Annotated in this window: 23 protein-coding genes; 3 read left to right on the forward strand and 20 right to left on the reverse strand. The window is 46.6% G+C overall.

Annotated features, from left to right (window positions below; genetic code table 11):
• The 19 genes from GBH70_RS02580 to GBH70_RS02670 all read right to left on the reverse strand — a co-directional run bounded on the left by GBH70_RS02580 (position 1) and on the right by GBH70_RS02670 (position 13,958).
• Complete coding sequence (locus tag GBH70_RS02580; protein WP_151679558.1) at positions 1 to 228, reverse strand: exodeoxyribonuclease VII small subunit; 228 nt, start codon at positions 226 to 228, stop codon at positions 1 to 3.
• Positions 221 to 1,573, reverse strand: coding sequence for an exodeoxyribonuclease VII large subunit (gene xseA / locus GBH70_RS02585; protein ID WP_151679559.1), 1,353 nt, complete (start codon positions 1,571 to 1,573; stop codon positions 221 to 223). Before xseA ends, GBH70_RS02580 begins: the two co-directional genes overlap by 8 nt.
• Before the next feature lie 175 nt (positions 1,574 to 1,748).
• Positions 1,749 to 2,597: a bifunctional methylenetetrahydrofolate dehydrogenase/methenyltetrahydrofolate cyclohydrolase FolD gene (gene folD, locus GBH70_RS02590; protein ID WP_151679560.1), complete on the reverse strand. Its 849-nt coding sequence runs from the start codon at positions 2,595 to 2,597 to the stop codon at positions 1,749 to 1,751.
• 17 nt (positions 2,598 to 2,614) lie between these two features.
• Positions 2,615 to 3,010: a transcription antitermination factor NusB gene (gene nusB / locus GBH70_RS02595; RefSeq protein ID WP_172967436.1), complete on the reverse strand. Its 396-nt coding sequence runs from the start codon at positions 3,008 to 3,010 to the stop codon at positions 2,615 to 2,617.
• Positions 3,011 to 3,114: 104 nt separating this feature from the next.
• The gene (locus GBH70_RS02600) at positions 3,115 to 3,525 is read right to left on the reverse strand and encodes an Asp23/Gls24 family envelope stress response protein (RefSeq protein WP_151679562.1); all 411 of its coding nucleotides are present in this window, start codon (positions 3,523 to 3,525) and stop codon (positions 3,115 to 3,117) included.
• 22 nt (positions 3,526 to 3,547) lie between these two features.
• Positions 3,548 to 4,897, reverse strand: a complete 1,350-nt coding sequence (gene accC / locus GBH70_RS02605; RefSeq protein WP_151679563.1) for an acetyl-CoA carboxylase biotin carboxylase subunit — start codon at positions 4,895 to 4,897, stop codon at positions 3,548 to 3,550.
• Between the two features lie 13 nt (positions 4,898 to 4,910).
• Positions 4,911 to 5,399 carry an acetyl-CoA carboxylase biotin carboxyl carrier protein gene (gene accB / locus GBH70_RS02610; protein WP_151679564.1) on the reverse strand — a complete coding sequence of 163 codons (489 nt, stop codon included), beginning with the start codon at positions 5,397 to 5,399 and terminating at the stop codon, positions 4,911 to 4,913.
• Between the two features lie 276 nt (positions 5,400 to 5,675).
• Entirely contained in the window at positions 5,676 to 6,218 is a 543-nt protein-coding gene (locus GBH70_RS02615; protein WP_151679565.1) for a SpoIIIAH-like family protein, read from the reverse strand.
• A gap of 12 nt (positions 6,219 to 6,230) precedes the next feature.
• Positions 6,231 to 6,902, reverse strand: coding sequence for a stage III sporulation protein AG (spoIIIAG, locus tag GBH70_RS02620; RefSeq protein WP_253693359.1), 672 nt, complete (start codon positions 6,900 to 6,902; stop codon positions 6,231 to 6,233).
• A complete protein-coding gene (gene spoIIIAF, locus GBH70_RS02625) occupies positions 6,880 to 7,524 on the reverse strand; it encodes a stage III sporulation protein AF (RefSeq protein WP_151679567.1) in 645 nt (214 codons plus the stop codon). Before spoIIIAF ends, spoIIIAG begins: the two co-directional genes overlap by 23 nt.
• 11 nt (positions 7,525 to 7,535) lie before the next feature.
• On the reverse strand, positions 7,536 to 8,732 hold the full coding sequence (gene spoIIIAE / locus GBH70_RS02630; RefSeq protein WP_151679568.1) for a stage III sporulation protein AE: 1,197 nt from the start codon (positions 8,730 to 8,732) through the stop codon (positions 7,536 to 7,538).
• Positions 8,733 to 8,744: 12 nt separating this feature from the next.
• Positions 8,745 to 9,131, reverse strand: coding sequence for a stage III sporulation protein AD (gene spoIIIAD / locus GBH70_RS02635; protein ID WP_253693363.1), 387 nt, complete (start codon positions 9,129 to 9,131; stop codon positions 8,745 to 8,747).
• A 202-nt stretch (positions 9,132 to 9,333) separates the two neighbouring features.
• Positions 9,334 to 9,537 carry a stage III sporulation protein AC gene (gene spoIIIAC / locus GBH70_RS02640; protein WP_151679569.1) on the reverse strand — a complete coding sequence of 68 codons (204 nt, stop codon included), beginning with the start codon at positions 9,535 to 9,537 and terminating at the stop codon, positions 9,334 to 9,336.
• Positions 9,538 to 9,572: 35 nt separating this feature from the next.
• The gene (gene spoIIIAB / locus GBH70_RS02645; protein WP_151679570.1) at positions 9,573 to 10,088 is read right to left on the reverse strand and encodes a stage III sporulation protein SpoIIIAB; all 516 of its coding nucleotides are present in this window, start codon (positions 10,086 to 10,088) and stop codon (positions 9,573 to 9,575) included.
• On the reverse strand, positions 10,081 to 11,010 hold the full coding sequence (gene spoIIIAA / locus GBH70_RS02650; protein WP_151679571.1) for a stage III sporulation protein AA: 930 nt from the start codon (positions 11,008 to 11,010) through the stop codon (positions 10,081 to 10,083). Before spoIIIAA ends, spoIIIAB begins: the two co-directional genes overlap by 8 nt.
• Positions 11,011 to 11,246: 236 nt before the next feature.
• Entirely contained in the window at positions 11,247 to 11,804 is a 558-nt protein-coding gene (efp, locus tag GBH70_RS02655) for an elongation factor P (RefSeq protein ID WP_151679572.1), read from the reverse strand.
• 47 nt (positions 11,805 to 11,851) lie between these two features.
• Positions 11,852 to 12,913: a M24 family metallopeptidase gene (locus tag GBH70_RS02660; protein ID WP_151679573.1), complete on the reverse strand. Its 1,062-nt coding sequence runs from the start codon at positions 12,911 to 12,913 to the stop codon at positions 11,852 to 11,854.
• 2 nt (positions 12,914 to 12,915) lie between these two features.
• Positions 12,916 to 13,362 carry a type II 3-dehydroquinate dehydratase gene (gene aroQ / locus GBH70_RS02665; protein WP_151679574.1) on the reverse strand — a complete coding sequence of 149 codons (447 nt, stop codon included), beginning with the start codon at positions 13,360 to 13,362 and terminating at the stop codon, positions 12,916 to 12,918.
• Positions 13,363 to 13,439: 77 nt separating this feature from the next.
• Positions 13,440 to 13,958: a YqhR family membrane protein gene (locus tag GBH70_RS02670; protein ID WP_151679575.1), complete on the reverse strand. Its 519-nt coding sequence runs from the start codon at positions 13,956 to 13,958 to the stop codon at positions 13,440 to 13,442.
• 178 nt (positions 13,959 to 14,136) lie between these two features.
• On the opposite strand from GBH70_RS02670, the gene GBH70_RS02675 reads away from it, so the two are divergent.
• Together GBH70_RS02675 and GBH70_RS02680 are read left to right on the forward strand one after the other, a co-directional pair.
• Positions 14,137 to 15,060: a DUF1385 domain-containing protein gene (locus GBH70_RS02675; RefSeq protein ID WP_151679576.1), complete on the forward strand. Its 924-nt coding sequence runs from the start codon at positions 14,137 to 14,139 to the stop codon at positions 15,058 to 15,060.
• A gap of 169 nt (positions 15,061 to 15,229) precedes the next feature.
• Positions 15,230 to 15,595, forward strand: coding sequence for an SA1362 family protein (locus GBH70_RS02680; RefSeq protein WP_253693366.1), 366 nt, complete (start codon positions 15,230 to 15,232; stop codon positions 15,593 to 15,595).
• Positions 15,596 to 15,622: 27 nt separating this feature from the next.
• Here GBH70_RS02680 and GBH70_RS02685 read toward each other — a convergent pair whose 3' ends face one another.
• On the reverse strand, positions 15,623 to 16,507 hold the full coding sequence (locus GBH70_RS02685) for a patatin-like phospholipase family protein (RefSeq protein WP_151679578.1): 885 nt from the start codon (positions 16,505 to 16,507) through the stop codon (positions 15,623 to 15,625).
• A gap of 296 nt (positions 16,508 to 16,803) precedes the next feature.
• Here GBH70_RS02685 and GBH70_RS02690 point away from each other — a divergent pair.
• Positions 16,804 to 17,428 (forward strand): hypothetical protein (locus tag GBH70_RS02690; RefSeq protein ID WP_216643707.1); only part of this gene is annotated, 625 nt, incomplete at its 3' end.

Here is a 17,428-nt window from a genome sequence, read left to right on the forward strand (position 1 = left end):
TTATTCCTCCTCCTTAATTTCAAAATCCTTTTCTTCCCCGTCCTCGGACATGACTTTCGTCAATTGTTCTTCGACATTCTTCAATTTGCCGTGCAGCAGTTTGGACAGCTCCATTCCCTGTTTATAGATGGAAATTGCTTCCTCTAAGGGAACATCCCCTTCTTCCAGTTTGCGGACAATGTCCTCGAGCTGCGCCATCGCCTCTTCAAATGTTAATGATTCAGCCATTTTCTCTCCTCCTCCGAATTTCATCCACCGTGCACAAGAGCCCCCCGTCCGTTAACACGACCTGGATGGTGTCTCCTTTTTTGACCTGGCTTGTTTTTTTGATGATCGTTTCGTCTTCCGCCATTGCCAGGCTGTATCCCCTTTCCATCACTTTGAGCGGGCTGAGTGCTTCAAGGGCGGAAATGTTCTTCCCGAACCGGTGCTGTTTTTCCCGCAGCACCGCCTGCATTTGTTTCACCAAATTCCCGTGAAGGCTTATAAAATCCCGCCGCGCCTGCAAAAGTTTCTGCTCCGGCCGGTTGCGCAAAAGGCGCTCATACAAGTTCCGACACTGTTCCCCAGCCGCTCCGATCAGGCGTCCGGCTTCCCTGTGCAAGCTTTCCGCCAGGCGGTCAGCCTGTTCCATTTGCTGGCGGATCAGCCGGTACGGGTTTTTCAAAGCGGGCGACCGCTCGAGATACGCGAGGCGGCTGCTTTCATGGCGCACTTTTTCACGCACGCTCCGCAAAAGCCTTGCCTGCATGTTTAAAATTTTTTCACGTACTTCGTCGATATGTGGAACGGCAAGTTCGGCCGCGGCCGTCGGTGTCGGGGCGCGCAGATCAGCCGCAAAATCAGCAATCGTAAAATCCGTCTCATGGCCGACTGCGGAAATGACAGGAATCGTGGATGCGGCAATTGCCCGTGCCGTCATTTCTTCGTTAAACGCCCACAGTTCTTCGATTGAGCCGCCGCCCCTGCCGACAATCAGCACATCCGCTTTCCCCAGCCGGTTCGCCTCCTCAATCGCCTTGACAATGGAAGGCGCGGCATTTTCACCCTGTACGAGCGCAGGATGCAAAATGATTTTGACAACCGGAAATCTTCGCCTGATCGTTGTGATAATATCGCGGACAGCGGCACCCGTCGGCGAGGTGACAACGCCGACGACTTTCGGGTAAGCCGGTATCGGCCTCTTTTTTTCTTTTGCAAACAATCCTTCTTTCTCCAGCTTGTCCTTCAGCTGTTCATATGCAAGGTAAAGTGCGCCGATCCCGTCCGGCTGCATGCCTTTCACATACAGCTGATAACTGCCGCCTGCTTCGTACACCGAAACCGAAGCTCTGACAAGCACCTTCATGCCGTTTTCCGGATTGAATTTCAAAAACCGGTTGGCAGAGGAAAACATGACGGCGAGAATCCTTGCTCTCTCATCTTTTAATGTAAAATACATATGGCCGCTTGTGTGGCGTTTAAAATTGGAAATTTCCCCCTTGACATAAATATCCGCCAAATAAGGGTCGGCATCAAATTTCCGCTTGATGTATTTTGTCAACGTCTGTACCGTTAAATATTGCGGAGCCATACTTCCACCGCCTTTCTTTCCATTAAGAAAAGCTGCCTCCTTCTTTTGGGAGTCAGCTTTTTACCGGGCCCGTCCTGTTTTCTTTGACACTTAGGGGCACCCGCTTTTCCTGCCGTGAGATCCCCGCAGGCTGCACCAAGTTCCAGAAAACTTAAACCAAGGGCCTTTTACAACATTACCGTACTTTTTTCGCAGCTTTTAACGTGTTGGCCAGCAGCATCGTGATCGTCATCGGGCCGACGCCGCCAGGAACAGGCGTGATAAAGGAAGCTTTTTCTTTAACCGCGTCAAAATCGACATCCCCGCAAAGCTTTCCGTTTTCATCCCGGTTCATGCCGACATCGATCACCACGGCGCCGTCTTTGACGAAATCTGCTTTCACAAATTTCGCTTTCCCTACTGCGCTGATCAAAATATCCGCCTGCTGCGTGTAAAATTTTAAATCCGTCGTTTTCGAATGGCAATACGTGACAGTCGCATTTTCATTTAAGAAGAGCTGGCCGGCCGGTTTACCGACAATATTACTGCGGCCGATGACCACGACATGCTTGCCGGCGATTTCAATTCCTTTTGACTGCACCATTTTTAAGATGCCGCGGGGGGTACACGGCAAAAATGCATCCTGACCCGTCATCATCCTGCCAATATTGATTGGATGGAAGCCATCCACATCTTTTGCCGGGTCAATTGCTTCAATCACTTTATTCGGCCCGATATGCGGCGGCAAAGGAAGCTGCACCAGAATACCGTGGATATCGGGATCTTCGTTTAAATTTTCAATATGTTCGAATAATGTTTGTTCCGAAATATTTTCCGGTAGTTCGATCAAAACAGATTTCATGCCGAGCTCGCGGCACGCTTTTTCCTTATTTTTGACATATGTACGTGAAGCCTGGTCGTTTCCGACTAAAATGACGGAAAGTCCCGGGGTAATTCCTTGTTTTTTCAACTGCTCCGTTTCTGCCTGGATATCTTTTCTGATTTCAGCTGCCAATTGTTTACCGTCAATGATTTCCGCTGCCATTTCTCCATCCCCCGTCATTAAGATGATTGAATTGTATTTTTCATGTTGTTCAAAACACCGTTAATAAACTTGGCGGACTTTTCATCCGCAAACCGTTTCGAAATTTCAAGTGCTTCGTTAATTGCAACATTGGCAGGCACATCTTCCGCATACATTAGTTCATAAGCAGCAAGGCGCAAAATGTTTAAATCGACTTTTGCGAGCCTGTCCAGTGTCCAGTGTTCAAGATGCCGGCTGATCATGCCGTCAATTTCCGCTAGATGCGCAGCAGTGCCTTTTACAAGCTTTTCCAGATATTCATCGCTTTCCTGCCCGTTCAGCACATTCCGGACTGCTTCTTCCGGAGCTTCTTTGTTCATGTCGATCTGGAATATGGCCTGGAGCGCTTTTTCGCGGGCGGTTCTTCTTTTCATCATGTCGGCAATAACTCCTTTAAAAACTTCAAATTCACTTGAATCTATTGTAGCAGAATGGGGCCGCCAAAAAAAGGCCGGGACTTGAGCCCTGGCCCTTCCACTTACCCTTCCGTCTGGAATTCAGGTTCGTTCTTTTGGGTATCGAATTGAATTCCAACAATATGGATATTGACTTCTGCCGCTTCAAGAGCAGTCATGTTCAAGAGCGCCTGCCGGATATTATCTTGTACTTCCTGGGCAACAGACGGAATTGAAACGCCAAAATTCATCGTGCAGTATACATCCACTTTAATGCCGTCTTCGGCTAGCTCTACTTTAACGCCTTTACCGTGGTTTTTCTTGCCGAGGCGCTCTGCTACCCCGGTTGCGAAATTGCCGCGCATTTGCGCAACGCCTTCGACTTCAGATGCCGCAATTCCCGCAATAACTTCAATCACTTCAGGGGCGATCTCTACTTTTCCCAAGCCTTCTTCATCGTGGTGCATTTCTAACATTTGGTTGGTTTCTGCCATTTTTACACCTCCTACATACACGTTATTTCATTACATCGTATTTTTCAAGGAATTTCGTGTTGAAATCTCCTTCGATAAAAACTTCATGTTCGAGCAGGCGCTGATGGAACGGAATCGTTGTATAGATACCCTCCACGGCAAACTCGCTGAGCGCCCGCCTCATCCGTGCAATCGCTTCGTCGCGCGTCTTCCCGTAGGCGATTACTTTCGCAATCATCGAATCATAATACGGTGGAATAGTGTAACCCGAGTATGCGGCCGATTCTACCCGAACGCCGATCCCGCCCGGCGGAAGATAAAAATTTATTTTTCCAGGCGACGGCATAAAATTCTTTTCCGGGTTTTCAGCATTAATGCGGCATTCGATAGCCCAGCCGTTCCATGTGACATCTTCCTGTTTCAGAGACAGCGGCTCTCCCGATGCAACAAGGATCTGCTCTTTGACAAGATCGACGCCTGTCACCATTTCCGTAACCGGATGTTCCACCTGGATACGGGTATTCATTTCCATGAAATAAAATTTCTGGTTGCGGTGGTCAAAAATAAACTCGATTGTCCCTGCACCCGTGTAATCCACGGCTTTTGCGGCTTTCACGGCTGCCTGCCCCATCTCTTCGCGCATCTCGCTTGACAGCGCCGGTGAAGGCGATTCTTCAAGCAGTTTTTGCAGCCTTCTTTGGATGGTGCAGTCCCGTTCCCCCAAATGGATGACATTGCCGTATTTATCAGCCATGACCTGGATTTCGACATGTCGGAAATCCTCGATGTATTTTTCAAGATAGACGCCAGGATTACCAAAAGCGGTGGAGGCCTCCTGCTGCGTAATTTGGATACCCTTTACAAGCTCCTCTTCGTTTTTCGCAACGCGGATTCCCCTTCCGCCTCCGCCGGCCGTAGCTTTTATGATAACCGGATAGCCGATCGATTCAGCTACTGCCTTCGCCTCTTCGGCATCTTTGACAAGCCCGTCCGACCCCGGCACGATCGGGACGCCCGCCTGTTTCATCGTTTCCCTTGCGACGTCTTTTGCGCCCATTTTCGCGATTGCTTCCGGGCTCGGGCCGATAAACTCAATGTTGCATTCGCGGCATAGTTCGGCAAAATCAGCGTTTTCCGCCAAAAACCCATATCCTGGATGGATCGCGTCGCAGCCGGTTAAAGTGGCGGCACTGATAATGTTCATAAAATTCAAATAGCTGTCTTTCGATGCTTTCGGGCCGATGCAGTACGCTTCATCGGCAAGCTGGACGTGCAGCGCATTTTTATCCGCTTCCGAATAAACGGCAACCGCTTCGATCCCCAAATCGCGGCAGGCGCGGATAATTCGCACCGCGATTTCGCCGCGGTTTGCGATTAAAACTTTTTTTATCATGAGAGTCCGCTCCTTACTTTGTCTTTACCAAAAATAACGGCTGGCCGAATTCAACAAGCTGGCCGTCTTTTACGAGAATATCTACGATTTCCCCTTCCACTTCCGCTTCAATTTCGTTAAACAATTTCATCGCTTCGATTATACATACGACCGTATTCGGGCTGACTTTGGAGCCGACCTGTACATACGGTTCAGCTTCCGGTGAAGATGCCTGGTAGAATGTGCCGACCATCGGTGATACGATTTTATGTAAGTTTTCGTCATTAGATGTCGCCGGGGTTTGGGACTGTACAGGCGTTGCAGGCTGTGCTGCCTCAGAATGTACCGGTGGCTGCGGGGCAGGAACAGGCGCAGCAGCTTCCCGCAACGGGCGTTCAACTACCTGCACGCCGGAATTTTTCTTCATTTTAATGACAGTTCCTTCATTTTCATATTCAAATTCATCTAGGCTTGAACGGTCAACAAGCTCGATTAAAGCTTGGATATCCTCTACTTTCAGCATAAATGCCACTCCTTAAATTGAAATTCGTAATTCAAATTTATTAACATTTTATGAATAACTATCCATATCATACGATAACAGCGGGCAATAATTCAATGATTTGTATAAAATACAGCCTTCCGGAAATTTCCGGCCGGGCCCGGCTTCTCCAGAAAATACAAGGGGTAAAGCGGTTTACCTTTCAGAAAAGAACGAACCATTCATACTTTTCTATAATTTTTCAAATATAGAAAAAAAGGGCTGGACGCCCCTGTCTGAATCGTATTCTTTGTTTCATCAATTTGTCTGGAACTCTACCGCCAGCTTCGGCGTATTGCCGAGTTCCTGGTTGACGAGCTGGACGATTTCGTTTGCAGCCGCTTTGTCATGCTTTTTCGATTTCACGGTTACAATGACTTCGTCGCTATCTGCCTGCACGAGCGCATCTTCATATCCTTTTGCCTTGATCAGGCTTTCCAGCACCTGCTCTTTGTTCGCAGTTTCCGTCAATTTTTTCATTTCATCCATCGCCTTGCTTTTTTCTTCCGGCGTGAGGTCGGTTGAAGCGAGTTTATTTGTCAGTTCTTCCTGCTTTTTGCTCAGTTCATCCTGCCGCTCGAGGCGGAGCGCTTCAAAGACTTCATCGCTGGCGGGCTTCGTTGTCAACTTGATTTTTTGCGAAGAAGACGCATTTTCTTTTGATGACGAAGTCTCCTTTTCTTTATTTTGTTGGACAACCTGGTTCGTTGTTTTCGGATCGGCCGTCACGTAATAAACCGATAATACGACGACAAGGCTAAGCATTGTCAACAGCCAGACTGTTTGTTTTTTCAAAAGCATCATTCATTCCTCCTAATTCTTTTTCGGCATCACGGAAACCCGGTAACTTGCCACATTCAAAGCATTCGATACGGCTTCTTTTACCGATTTTTGGATGGAAATATCGCCGCCGCCGTCGCAGACAACGAGCACACCGGTAATTTCCGGCATTTTTGTTTCGGTAACAAGCGGCACTTCCTTATCCCCGTCCTGGACCGTTACGACTTTATCGTCCTTTGATATGCTTTCGATTTTCCGTTCCCCACCGTTTTTGTCGGTTTCGGTTGTTGTTTCGTTCTGGATTGTGGAGTTTTTTTCATACACTTTGCTTTCAGATGTGGAAACATTGACGCGGACGGTGACGGAGCCGACACCCTGAATCTGTTCAAGAATGCTCTTCAGCTCTTTTTCATACTGGTTTTCGTAAGCGAGGATCGTTTTCGATTTCTTAGATGTGCCTGATCCGAATGCCGCCGTTTCTTTTCCCGCAGTCTTTGCGGAGGATGAAACAGTGACAGCTTCATTTTTTTGGCCTGAATGCCCGAACAGGTCATTGATAAACATGGCCCCGAGCCCGCAAACAAATAAAAGGGTGACCAAATAGAGCTTTTTATGTTTTTTCGATTCATCAGGCGGTCCGGAAGGCAGCCACTTTTCTTTCAGTTTGTTAAACGGCCCCTGGTTACGGTCCATTTTCGTTTCCAAGCCCCCCTTCGATATGGAGTTCGATTTTTTCTTTTGGTACATTCCAGCGGTTTGACAACATTGAGATGATGGAGTTCTTTTCTGTGGAGCTTTCTTTTTCCGTATTTTCATCCGCGCCTATTTCGATCGGTTCAATCACAGCTACTGAGCCTTTTTCGTTTTCAGCTGCTAAGTAGACTTTGATTTTTTTTACATTGGTCACGTTTCCTAAAGCTGCCATATCCCCGCTTCCCTTTCCGTCTTTCCATTCAAGCTTAATATCCGATATGGATTTGCCGAACTGCTTTTCAACCTCCCCTTCCGCATCCTGTTTCAGTTGGACAGCCATTTGTTGTAATGTATATTCCTGCTGCATGGCATTTATTTCTTTTTTCTGCGTTTCCAGCGCATTTTCTTCCCCGTTTGAAAAATTTGCGCCTCCCACTTTAAATTTGGCAATGATGTCTTCGGGATTCATGGAAAAAAGCTGGAAGACAGGCGTTAAAATAATGGTGATTAAAAGTAGGCCAATCACCAGTTTTGTATACTTCCGCATCCCGGATTCGGGAAGGAGCATGTCCACGACCATGGTCAAAAGGATAAAAATGATGATATGAAGCACCCATTTTGTTAAATAATCCATACATTTCCCCCTTAACGCATCATCATCGTGAGGTTTCCGGCAGTGATGATCATGGTGATGCTGAGAAAAAACATGATCGTGACAATCGCCAGCGCGGCAAATACATACAGCATATTTTTACTGATAATGTCGAGGCAACTGATGACAGGCCCCCCGCCGAGCGGCTGCAGCAGGGCGGAAGCAAGTTTGAACATTAAAGACATCGTGAAAATTTTAATCGCCGGGAACACCGCAATTAGAAGCACGATGGCCACTCCCGCGATCCCGAGCGTGTTTTTCAATAATACGGAAGCGCTGATCACCGTATCGGCAGCATCTGTCAGCATCCGCCCGACAACCGGGACGAAATTTCCGGTTACAAATTTTGCGGTGCGGATCGCAAGCCCGTCGGTAATGGCGGTTGCCGTCCCCTGCACGGATAACACTCCTAAAAAAACCGACATAAACGCGCCCAGTATCCCGATTGCGAGGTTGCGCATGAGTTGCGCAAGGCGCGTTGCTTTATGCTGTTCGGAGAGGGTGCTTACAACGCTGAGCAAAGTGGAAAGCAGCAGCATCGGCAGCACAATATACTGGATCAACATCCCACTTGTGCTCGACAAAAAAATGATCACGGGGTGGAAAAATGCCGCCGAAGTGACGCCCCCTGAAGTCGATAAGAGCGCAAGCAAAAGCGGCATCAGGGCAAGGATAAACCCACCCATCGCCCGGATGGCCTCAAGTGCGTAATCGAGTGCGACATGAAAACTGTTCAGCGCAATGACCACCAGCACCATAAAAACGACAGCATATGCGATTTTGCTGACCGTCCCCTGCTGGAAGGAATGGTGGATTGTTTCCAGCAGCATGCTCAGGATTGTAAGGATAATGAGGGAGCCGAGCAGCTTACCGTTGATGAGCAGTTCCTGGAAAATAAACGAGAGAAAGCCCTTCAGCCAGGCTTGCAAAGAAAAATGCTTTTCGCCCTTGATGAAATCCATCAGGCTCCCTTTTTGGCTTTCCGGCAAATAGCCGCCATATTCACTGACAATTTTGTTCCAATACGTTTTCAATTCCGATAAGTCCAATTGATTCAATTGTTCATCGACAATTTTTTCAGATATGCTGTCATCCTTACCCGAATTTTCCCCTGCAGCGCAAACCGATTGCCCGCAGTAAAATAATGCAAACAAAATGGCCAGCACTTTGATCCATATCCTGCGCCGCATGTTTTTCAACTCCTAGCCTTTCGGAACGAGATTAACAATCGTTTCGATCAATACCGTGATAATGGGAATGGCCATCGTTAAAATGATGATTTTCCCCGCCACTTCAACTTTTGCCGCCATCGCCCCCTGCCCGGCGTCTTTTGTAATATTGGCGGCAAAATCGGCAATATAGGCGATTCCGATAATCTTTAAAATCGTTTCGATGTACATCGTGTCCACATTGCCTTTTTGGGCAATTTTTTGCAGGAGCCGGATAATGTCATAAATCTTGTCCATGAGAAAAAGAAAAATGAAACAGCCGGCAAAAAGCGTCAGCAAAAACGCGAAATTCGGCTTTTGCTCTTTTAAAATCAGCGCAAGGAATGTGGTGATGAGCGCAATACCTGCAATTTGCAGCATTTCAATGGGAAATCCCCTCCTTTCGTTTTTGGCTTGGCCTCTTTATTGAAAAGATTTGTTAAATTTTATTGTTGATGATCGCGAAATTCGCTCACTTTCCGAACGCATCGCGAGACCCCTCACTCGATACCTTGTTGCGAGGTCTCTACTATCCCGCAGGAGTCTAAGAAATGAGATAATCAACATGGATCACGAACACAGCCTATTGAAAAAGAAAAACGGTTTTGATTTTGGAAAATAAATCCCCCACAATGGAAGTGACCAAAAATAAGATGTAAAGAAACCCGAGGAGCGTCACCCATTGCGCATATTCTTTCTTGCCAACCTGGTCCAGTATGGTGTGCAGAAATGCTACGACAATGCCGACCCCGGCAATTTTGAAAATGATATCCACATCAATGCCCATTGCCTCTCCCCCAAATTTGATCCGCCCCGGAAAGGTCAGATCAGCAAAATGACGATCAGTAATCCCGTGAGAACGCCAAGGCTTTTTGCCATTTTTTCATAGCGCATCTGCCGCTCATGCGCTTCTTTTTCTTCCCGTTCCAAATGCGTGAGTGCGAGCATGATCTGTTTCTGCTCGGTATAACGGTCATGTTTTCCCAAGTTTTCCCCAAGCTGCAGCAGCACTTCATGCTCGCTTTCCTTTAGGGCCGTGTTCCCCCAAATTTGTGCAAGGCTTTTTTCCCATGCCTCTTTTACCGTCGTTTCCACTGTTGTTAATTGCCCGGCAAACGTTTGAAAGAAAGAGGAGGCCGGTTCCGGCAGCTGCAAAGCCAGTTTTCTTGCTGCTTCATGGAGCGGCGTGTGCCCGTACATAATTTCAGTTTCCAACGCCTGAAGCGCACTTTTGAATATTCTTAACTGGCGGGGGCGCTCGCTTAAACGTCTCGCCATCTCGAATCCGGCCAGGCTCGTTGCCAGCACAATCAATGCTGCACCGATCAATTTAAGCACGGGAAACACCCTCATTGCTTTTGATCAAATCCCCATCCGCATTCCGGATTGCCGCAACGAATCCCGGCCTGCCCCCGCGCGCCAGTTCAAAAAAGCGGTCAAACGCCTGCTGGCTCAGGATTTTCTTTAAGATCGGGCGCTTCTGAATGTCCCGGTATGTTTCGCCATGGGTCGTCATGACTAAAGAAATTCCGGCATTTACCGCTTCCATGATCGCCTGTGCATCTTCCTCACGCCCGATTTCATCGACGATTAAGACTTCGGGGCTCATTGACCGGATCAGCATCATCATCCCCTCCGCTTTCGGGCAGGCATCGAGCACATCAACACGCGGACCGAAATGGAGCTGCGGAACGCCGCGCACACAGCCCGCGATTTCAGACCGCTCATCGACAATGCCCACTTTACAGGGTGGAATCCCACGTTCCGGGACGCCGCTTGAGATGAGCCGTGCAACATCCCTTAAAAAAGTGGTTTTCCCGGCCTGGGGTGCGCCGATGATCATGGCGGACAGCCAACGGCCCTTGTACAGGTAGGGGACATACGGCTCTGCGGCCCCGATTTTTTCGCGGGCGATCCTGATATTAAAAGAAGAGAAATAACGGATCGCCTTTACTTGTCCATTTTCAAGGATCACTTTTCCGGCAATCCCTACGCGGTGCCCGCCTTCGATTGTGACATACCCTTTTTTCAGCTCTTCTTCCAATGTATAAAATGAGAAATTGGCCAGCCGGTTAATCAGCTGTTCGGCGTCGTTTTCCGTCGGTATATAGCGTATAAAATAAGGCTTTCCTTTTGCGGTCACTTCAAGCGGGCGGTTCACGCGGATGCGGATTTCCTCCACATCATCAAGGATGTTTTCCCTCAAATTTTCCAACTGCTGTGAAATCGCCTTTGGCAAAACGCCCAGCAAATTTTTCATCCTAATCCCCTCGCTTACTAAAAACCCATACAGCTTGGTTCATTGATAATACAATCTATTCAACGCATCAAAAAATATGCAAAGAACAGTTTCTGTTATTCATAATTTAACTATAATTTCATTATGTAAACTCAATCATAGGATCAATGCCTACGTGCACAAAAACAACAAATGACAATCACTCCGCCAAAATAAAAAAGCTTGTGGCAGAACATGCCGTCAAGCTTTTTTTCAAATTAAGCGCGGGATACGTAAGTACCGTCCGTTGTATTGATGATTAATTTATCGCCTTCGTTGACGAAGAAAGGCACCTGCACGGTCAGGCCGGTTTCAAGGGTGGCCGGTTTCGATCCGCCTGTTGCGGTGTCGCCTTTCACGCCCGGTTCCGTATGGGTGACCGTGAGCGTAACCGTATTCGGAAGTTCGATCCCTAGTGTTTCCCCTTGGTACATGATGACCTGCACTTCCATGTTTTCCAGCAAATATTTCAACTCATCCTGGATTTGGGCAGTGCTCAGTTCGATTTGTTCGTACGTTTCCGTATCCATGAAAACGTGCTGGTCGCCGTTTGCATACAAATACTGCATCCTGCGGTTGTCAATTTGGGCCCTTTCCACTTTCTCGCCAGCACGGAAAGTTTTTTCCTGGATCGCGCCGGTGCGCAAATTGCGGAGTTTGGAGCGCACAAACGCAGCGCCTTTTCCTGGTTTAACGTGCTGGAAGTCAAGGACGCGCCAGATACCGCCGTCCACTTCAATCGTTAAGCCGGTGCGAAAATCGTTTACTGAAATCATATTTTTCCTCCTACATCTTCATACAATCCCTGATGGGGACTGTATCATTATAATATAATAAGTTCTTTTGTGGAATGTGTGAGCAATTCATTGGAATCTTCCGTAATCAAAGCATCGTCTTCAATCCGCACGCCGCCGACGCCCGGCAGGTAAATCCCCGGTTCAATCGTCACGACCATGCCCGGTTCCAAAGTGTAGGCTGAACGCTTGGAAAGATTCGGTCCTTCATGGATTTCAAGGCCGATCCCATGGCCCAGGGAATGTCCGAATGCTTCTCCGTAACCTTTTGACGCAATATAATCGCGGCTGACCGCGTCTGCTTCCACACCTGTCATGCCCGGTTTGATCTTCTCTACGGCCAAAACTTGTGATTCGAGCACAATATGATAGATCTCTTTCAATTGTTCCGAAGGCTCCCCGACCGCAACCGTCCTTGTGATATCGGAACAGTAACCTTTGTAGAGCGCACCGTAATCCAACGTCACAAAATCGCCTTTTTCGATCACTTTATTGCTGGCTACACCGTGCGGCAGTGCAGAGCGTGTGCCGGATGCGACAATCGTATCGAAGGAAGAAGCGGTTGCGCCGCATTTCCTCATGAAAAATTCCAGTTCATTGGAGACTTCCAATTCTGTTATACCCGGTTTGATAAAATCCAAAATATGTTTAAAAGCAGCATCCGCAATATCCGCAGCTTCCTTTAATATCTTAATTTCCGCTTCCGTTTTTATCAAGCGCAAATTTTCAACAAGGCCGGAAACAGGGACAAGCTCGGCTTTTAGCACACGCTCGTACGTTTTAAAAAGTGCGTAGCTCATATAGTCCTGTTCAAAGCCGAGCTTTTTGATGCCCATCGCCTCCACCTGTTTGGCCACTTCCTGTTCCACCGGGCCCTGGTGCTGAACAATTTCATAGCCTTCACACTGCTCGGAAGCCTGCTCGACATACCGGAAATCGGTAATGAATTTCGCTGCATCTTCAGATATCAGGACAATTCCGGTTGTCCCTGTAAAATTGGACATATAGCGGCGGTTGTACGGGCTCGTGATCAAGATCCCGTCAATGCCTGATTCCGAAAATTTTTCCCTTAGTTTTTCCAATTTGGACATCGTTATTCCTCTCCCTCTCTTGCCCCGAGAAAAGCCATAAGCGCCAGTTCATAGCCGTAAAGCCCGAGGCCCGCAATTTGCCCGCGCGAAACTGCCGCCGTAACGGAACGGTGGCGGAACTCCTCGCGGGCGTGGATGTTTGAAATATGTACTTCAATAACCGGTACACTGATGGAACTGATTGCATCCCGCAAAGCATAACTGTAATGCGTCAGTGCGCCGGGATTAAAAATGATACCGGCATAACCCTCTTCCTCCGCAGCATGGAGCCTGTCAATCAATGCGCCTTCATGGTTCGACTGGAAAAAGCCGACTGAAACGCGGTGCTTTTCCGCTAGCCTTTTCATACGCTCCATCAGGGACTGCAAAGAATCCGTCCCGTATATGCCCGGCTCCCTTTTCCCGAGCAAATTTAGGTTCGGGCCGTTTACAACAAGATATTTTTCCATTCCTAGCACCTTATTTTGACATTTTTTAACGTGCCCATTTTATCATAAATTGAAGGAAATTTCTATTTTTTTAACTTTCACTGCCGGGTATTTGTCTGTCCGGCTACCCTTTTTTTAAACTTTTGGCCCCTTTCATACTCAAAAGAAATCGAATATCCGATAAAGACTCCGTATAGGATGTATATGCATGCACATGTGGTGATCGTATTGGCATCCAGTTTTAAAAGCGGCTTCATGCCCGGGAAAATCGGATTCAGTACGAGCAGCACGAGCGCGCACAAGCAAAGGCCGTATGCCGCCCCCGCCCACATTGATTTGATTTTTTTAAAGAAAAGATAATAGACAATGGCAACACCGATCGAGATAAGCCCGTAAGCAAGAATGGCGATCATTTTGCCAATCCATATTTTCCGCCAGCTTCCAACTGTAAAAGGTTCCAGAAGGATATTAGGCTCAATCGTTGTAAAATGAAGGTAAAAGCACAAATAAGCTACAACGCTCCAAATGATTCCGCCGGTAAAACCAGTTACAATCACCATTTGGAAAAAAGTCAATGTATGTTCCTGGTATTTCAGTTTTTCGCTGCCGATTGCCATATTCCCACCCCAGAACGTTTAAGTTATGCCAACTGTTCTTATCTTTACCAGAAAGCTTTCCTCTAGTCGTTTTTAAAATTTTTTAGTAAAATGAAGGTAGAAATGAGGATTTGAAAACAGCTTTTGCCTTATGGCTGAATGATGAATAGATTAGTGATATTTGGGGGAATAGAAAAAAGTGACAAAACCAGCATATGGTGGCCAGGCGGTCATTGAAGGGGTCATGTTTGGTGGAAAACACATTTCTGTAACCGCCATCCGCCGCAAAGACAACAGTATCGACTATTTTTATCTGCCAAAAAAAACTATCCCATCCGTGCAAGCCATGAAAACAATCCCTTTTTTGCGCGGGATTGTTGCGATCATTGAATCGAGCGCAAACGGGGCCAAACATTTAAATTTTGCAAGCGAACGGTATGATGTCGACCCGAAAGACGATGCAAAAATAAAGGAAGAATCCCCTTCAAAAACAACGCTCGTTTTGGGTGTGGCCGTCGCCGGTGTCCTGTCGTTTCTATTTGCCAAATTTTTCATGACGATCATCCCGGTGTTTTTGGCCGAGTTGATGAGACCCATTTTTCCGGGCAGCCTCGCGCAAATTTTGGTTGAAGGTGCATTTAAACTACTGCTTGTGCTCACATATATTTATGCCATTTCCTTTACCCCGCTGATTAAACGGTTATTCCAGTACCACGGGGCGGAACACAAAGTCATTAACGCATACGAGAACGGCCTTGGGCTGACCGTCGAAAACGTCAAGTCACAGTCAAGGCTGCATTACCGTTGCGGCAGCAGTTTTATCCTGTTCACCGTGATTGTCAGCGTACTGATTTACACGCTTGTGCCAACCGATCCGCTGTGGCTGCGTGTGATGGATCGGATTTTGCTGATCCCGGTCGTGCTCGGCGTGTCATTTGAAGTGCTGCAGCTGACCAACAAAGCCCGAAACATACCGGTTTTAAAGTATCTCGGCTATCCCGGCCTTTGGCTTCAGCTTTTGACCACAAAAGAACCGGACGAAAAACAGATTGAAGTGGCCATTGCATCTTTCAATGAACTGCTGAAAATGGAATCGGAACACCCGACATCTGCTGTCCTTTAAAAAAACATCTGAAATTTCCAGCGGATGGGAATGCATTCAATATTCCAAACAGGAGAGCGCATCGGGAAAATCAGGAGACTTGAACACCAAAAATATTTGCGGAGAGAACCGTATAAACTGATAGAATGATGGAAAAAATGATTCAGAAAACATGAGGAGGTGGCTTTTGTTGGAAGCTCGTCAATGGATCATTGCCAGCATTATTCTCCTGGCCCTGGTCGGCCTTGGTGCATCTTTGTTTCACGATCCTGTTATATTTCTGAAAAGGGTGGCGGCAATCGCAATTTTTGCGGCAGTACTGGTGGTTGGCTTGCGTTTATTGCTCCGCAGGGGGATGAGTGTTTCCAACCAGGAACAAAGAGCGTTTTTAAAAGCCGCCCGCAAATCGAGAAAAAGAATGAAAAAGCGGAATATGAGAGTCCATACGCATCATACGGTGAAATTTCAAAAACGCCCGTTGCGTAAAAGATCTAACGTTCAATTAACTGTGATCGAAGGAAAAAAAGGCAAAAAGAAAAATCGAGCTGTCTATTAAGCTCGATTCTCTTTTTGCCTTTTTCCGTTAATACGTCCATGTCTTCAGGAAGGCTTCTGTTTTTTTTCTGCCTGATTCAATGAGGGCGGCCTTTTTTTCATCAGTGAGCTTAAAGTCGATGGAGAGAATGCCTTCCGTCGGGATAAAGATGATGTCCTTTTCCAGTTTTCTTGAAATGTAACGGGCATCGTGCGCGTCTTTCATTGTCGTAAACAAGGCATCAAACAGCTGGATCGCATTTTGAATGTTTGCTTTCAGCTGCTCAAACTTTTTTTGGCTGAGGGTGATACCAAGCACCGGCCGCTCTCTCTTTTCTTCAGGATTCACAAACAGCCACATTGGGAAATTGCTTAACACTCCGCCGTCCACAATGATACTTGTGCCCTCAAGAGACCGCAGCCTGACCGGTTCGAAGAAATACGGAATGCTGCAGCTCATCCGGATTGCCCGCGCCACCGGAAACGTCTGGGGAGGGATGCCGTAGTTTTCCAGGTCATCCGGCAAAACGACAAGCCGGTTATGGGAGAGGTCGGATGCCATAAAATAAAGGGAACCCTCCGGAACATCTTTAAACGTATACACCCCTTTGGCTGCCAACTTTTTTTCAAGCCATTCTTCGAATTCGGCACCCCTGTAAAGCCCGAGGCGCCAATACAACAAAAGCCATTTCGCGAGCGGCATCGGCAGAAACGTTTTTCTCGGGTCGAGGAAACCGCCAAGATCGGTCGCGTCAAGCAGCTGTTTCATTTCGCTGCTTGTATAGCCCGCCGCTTTAAGCCCCGCAAAAATCGACCCCACGCTTGTGCCGGCCAGGCGTTTAAAGGTAAACCCCTTCTTTTCCAATACCTCCAGCGCGCCGATCAGTGCCAGCCCTTTCACGCCTCCGCCGGAAAAAACAGCGTCAATTTCCATTGCAAGCCCCGCCTTCATTTCCCGCCGGGCAGTAAGCGTTGTTTACAGTGAAATAGGAAAAAAACTGGGCCATCCCCCGGCATATCTGTTTTAACAATATTTTTAATACAATGGGGCTTGCATTAGAACTTTTTTATATTTGCAGGTAAAAAAAGAACGGGCACAAAATGTAGCTTTGAAAAAAAGTTTGATCAAAATATCTCCAAAAACCCTTATTTTATAATCCATATTTTGAAGAAGAACATTTTACCTCTTTATTACAGCCATATTCAAAAATTTGTGAAGATACATTTGGTTTGACAAGTAAAGAAATGTATAAAAATATTTTTTATAAGGCTCCTGTTGGAACGAATGGAAGAAATGAATGGTGCGAATGTGATGGGGTAATTATTTATGATGATGTAATGATAATTGTTGAAGTTAAAGCAGGTGCAATTTCACCAGCTTCACCATTTTCTGACGAAGAAAACTTTAAATCGTCAATAAAGCAATTGACAGAAAACCCATATAGTCAAGCTATTAGATTTTATAAAGAATTTATTAAAAATAATAAAATTGAAATTTATCGTAAGGAATCGAAAAGAAAGTACCAATTCGTTAAAGAAATAAAGGATATTAAGTTCATTCAAGCTTGTTGTATCACTCTAGATGATTTCAATGAAATAGCTGCACAAATCGAAAAAACAGACTTAATACAAAATTCGTCTTTACCAGTATGGTGTATCTCGGTAGGAGATTTAAGAGTATATGCGGAAATTATAGATTCGCCTAGTCACTTTTTGAATTTTTTATATCAAAGAAGTAAAGCATCACGTAACCCAAAAGTAAAATTGAATGATGAATTAGATCATTTAGGAATGTATCTAGCTTATAATGACTATTCAAATCATGTTGATAAATTACTTGATAGCCATGAAGGAG

This window comes from Weizmannia acidilactici, assembly GCF_008974225.1.
Lineage (GTDB): Bacteria > Bacillota > Bacilli > Bacillales > Bacillaceae_C > Weizmannia > Weizmannia acidilactici.

Excerpts from the sequence above, each read along its gene's own strand:
- GBH70_RS02580 (WP_151679558.1), bottom strand. The coding sequence starts at position 228 with ATGGCTGAATCATTAACATTTGAAGAGGCGATGGCGCAGCTCGAGGAC.
- spoIIIAE (WP_151679568.1), bottom strand. The coding sequence starts at position 8,732 with ATGCGGCGCAGGATATGGATCAAAGTGCTGGCCATTTTGTTTGCATTA.
- accB (WP_151679564.1), bottom strand. The coding sequence starts at position 5,399 with ATGCTGAAAGTAGAGGATATCCAAGCTTTAATCGAGCTTGTTGACCGT.
- efp (WP_151679572.1), bottom strand. The coding sequence starts at position 11,804 with ATGATTTCAGTAAACGATTTTCGCACCGGCTTAACGATTGAAGTGGAC.
- GBH70_RS02670 (WP_151679575.1), bottom strand. The coding sequence starts at position 13,958 with ATGGCAATCGGCAGCGAAAAACTGAAATACCAGGAACATACATTGACT.
- spoIIIAC (WP_151679569.1), bottom strand. The coding sequence starts at position 9,537 with ATGGGCATTGATGTGGATATCATTTTCAAAATTGCCGGGGTCGGCATT.
- xseA (WP_151679559.1), bottom strand. The coding sequence starts at position 1,573 with ATGGCTCCGCAATATTTAACGGTACAGACGTTGACAAAATACATCAAG.
- spoIIIAF (WP_151679567.1), bottom strand. The coding sequence starts at position 7,524 with ATGGATTATTTAACAAAATGGGTGCTTCATATCATCATTTTTATCCTT.
- folD (WP_151679560.1), bottom strand. The coding sequence starts at position 2,597 with ATGGCAGCGGAAATCATTGACGGTAAACAATTGGCAGCTGAAATCAGA.
- GBH70_RS02615 (WP_151679565.1), bottom strand. The coding sequence starts at position 6,218 with ATGCTTTTGAAAAAACAAACAGTCTGGCTGTTGACAATGCTTAGCCTT.
- GBH70_RS02600 (WP_151679562.1), bottom strand. The coding sequence starts at position 3,525 with ATGGCAGAAACCAACCAAATGTTAGAAATGCACCACGATGAAGAAGGC.
- spoIIIAA (WP_151679571.1), bottom strand. The coding sequence starts at position 11,010 with ATGAAAAATTTGCTGGGCGTTTTGCCAAAGGCGATTTCACAGCAGTTG.
- nusB (WP_172967436.1), bottom strand. The coding sequence starts at position 3,010 with ATGAAAAGAAGAACCGCCCGCGAAAAAGCGCTCCAGGCCATATTCCAG.
- spoIIIAD (WP_253693363.1), bottom strand. The coding sequence starts at position 9,131 with ATGCTGCAAATTGCAGGTATTGCGCTCATCACCACATTCCTTGCGCTG.
- GBH70_RS02685 (WP_151679578.1), bottom strand. The coding sequence starts at position 16,507 with ATGGAAATTGACGCTGTTTTTTCCGGCGGAGGCGTGAAAGGGCTGGCA.
- GBH70_RS02660 (WP_151679573.1), bottom strand. The coding sequence starts at position 12,913 with ATGTCCAAATTGGAAAAACTAAGGGAAAAATTTTCGGAATCAGGCATT.
- accC (WP_151679563.1), bottom strand. The coding sequence starts at position 4,897 with ATGATAAAAAAAGTTTTAATCGCAAACCGCGGCGAAATCGCGGTGCGA.
- aroQ (WP_151679574.1), bottom strand. The coding sequence starts at position 13,362 with ATGGAAAAATATCTTGTTGTAAACGGCCCGAACCTAAATTTGCTCGGG.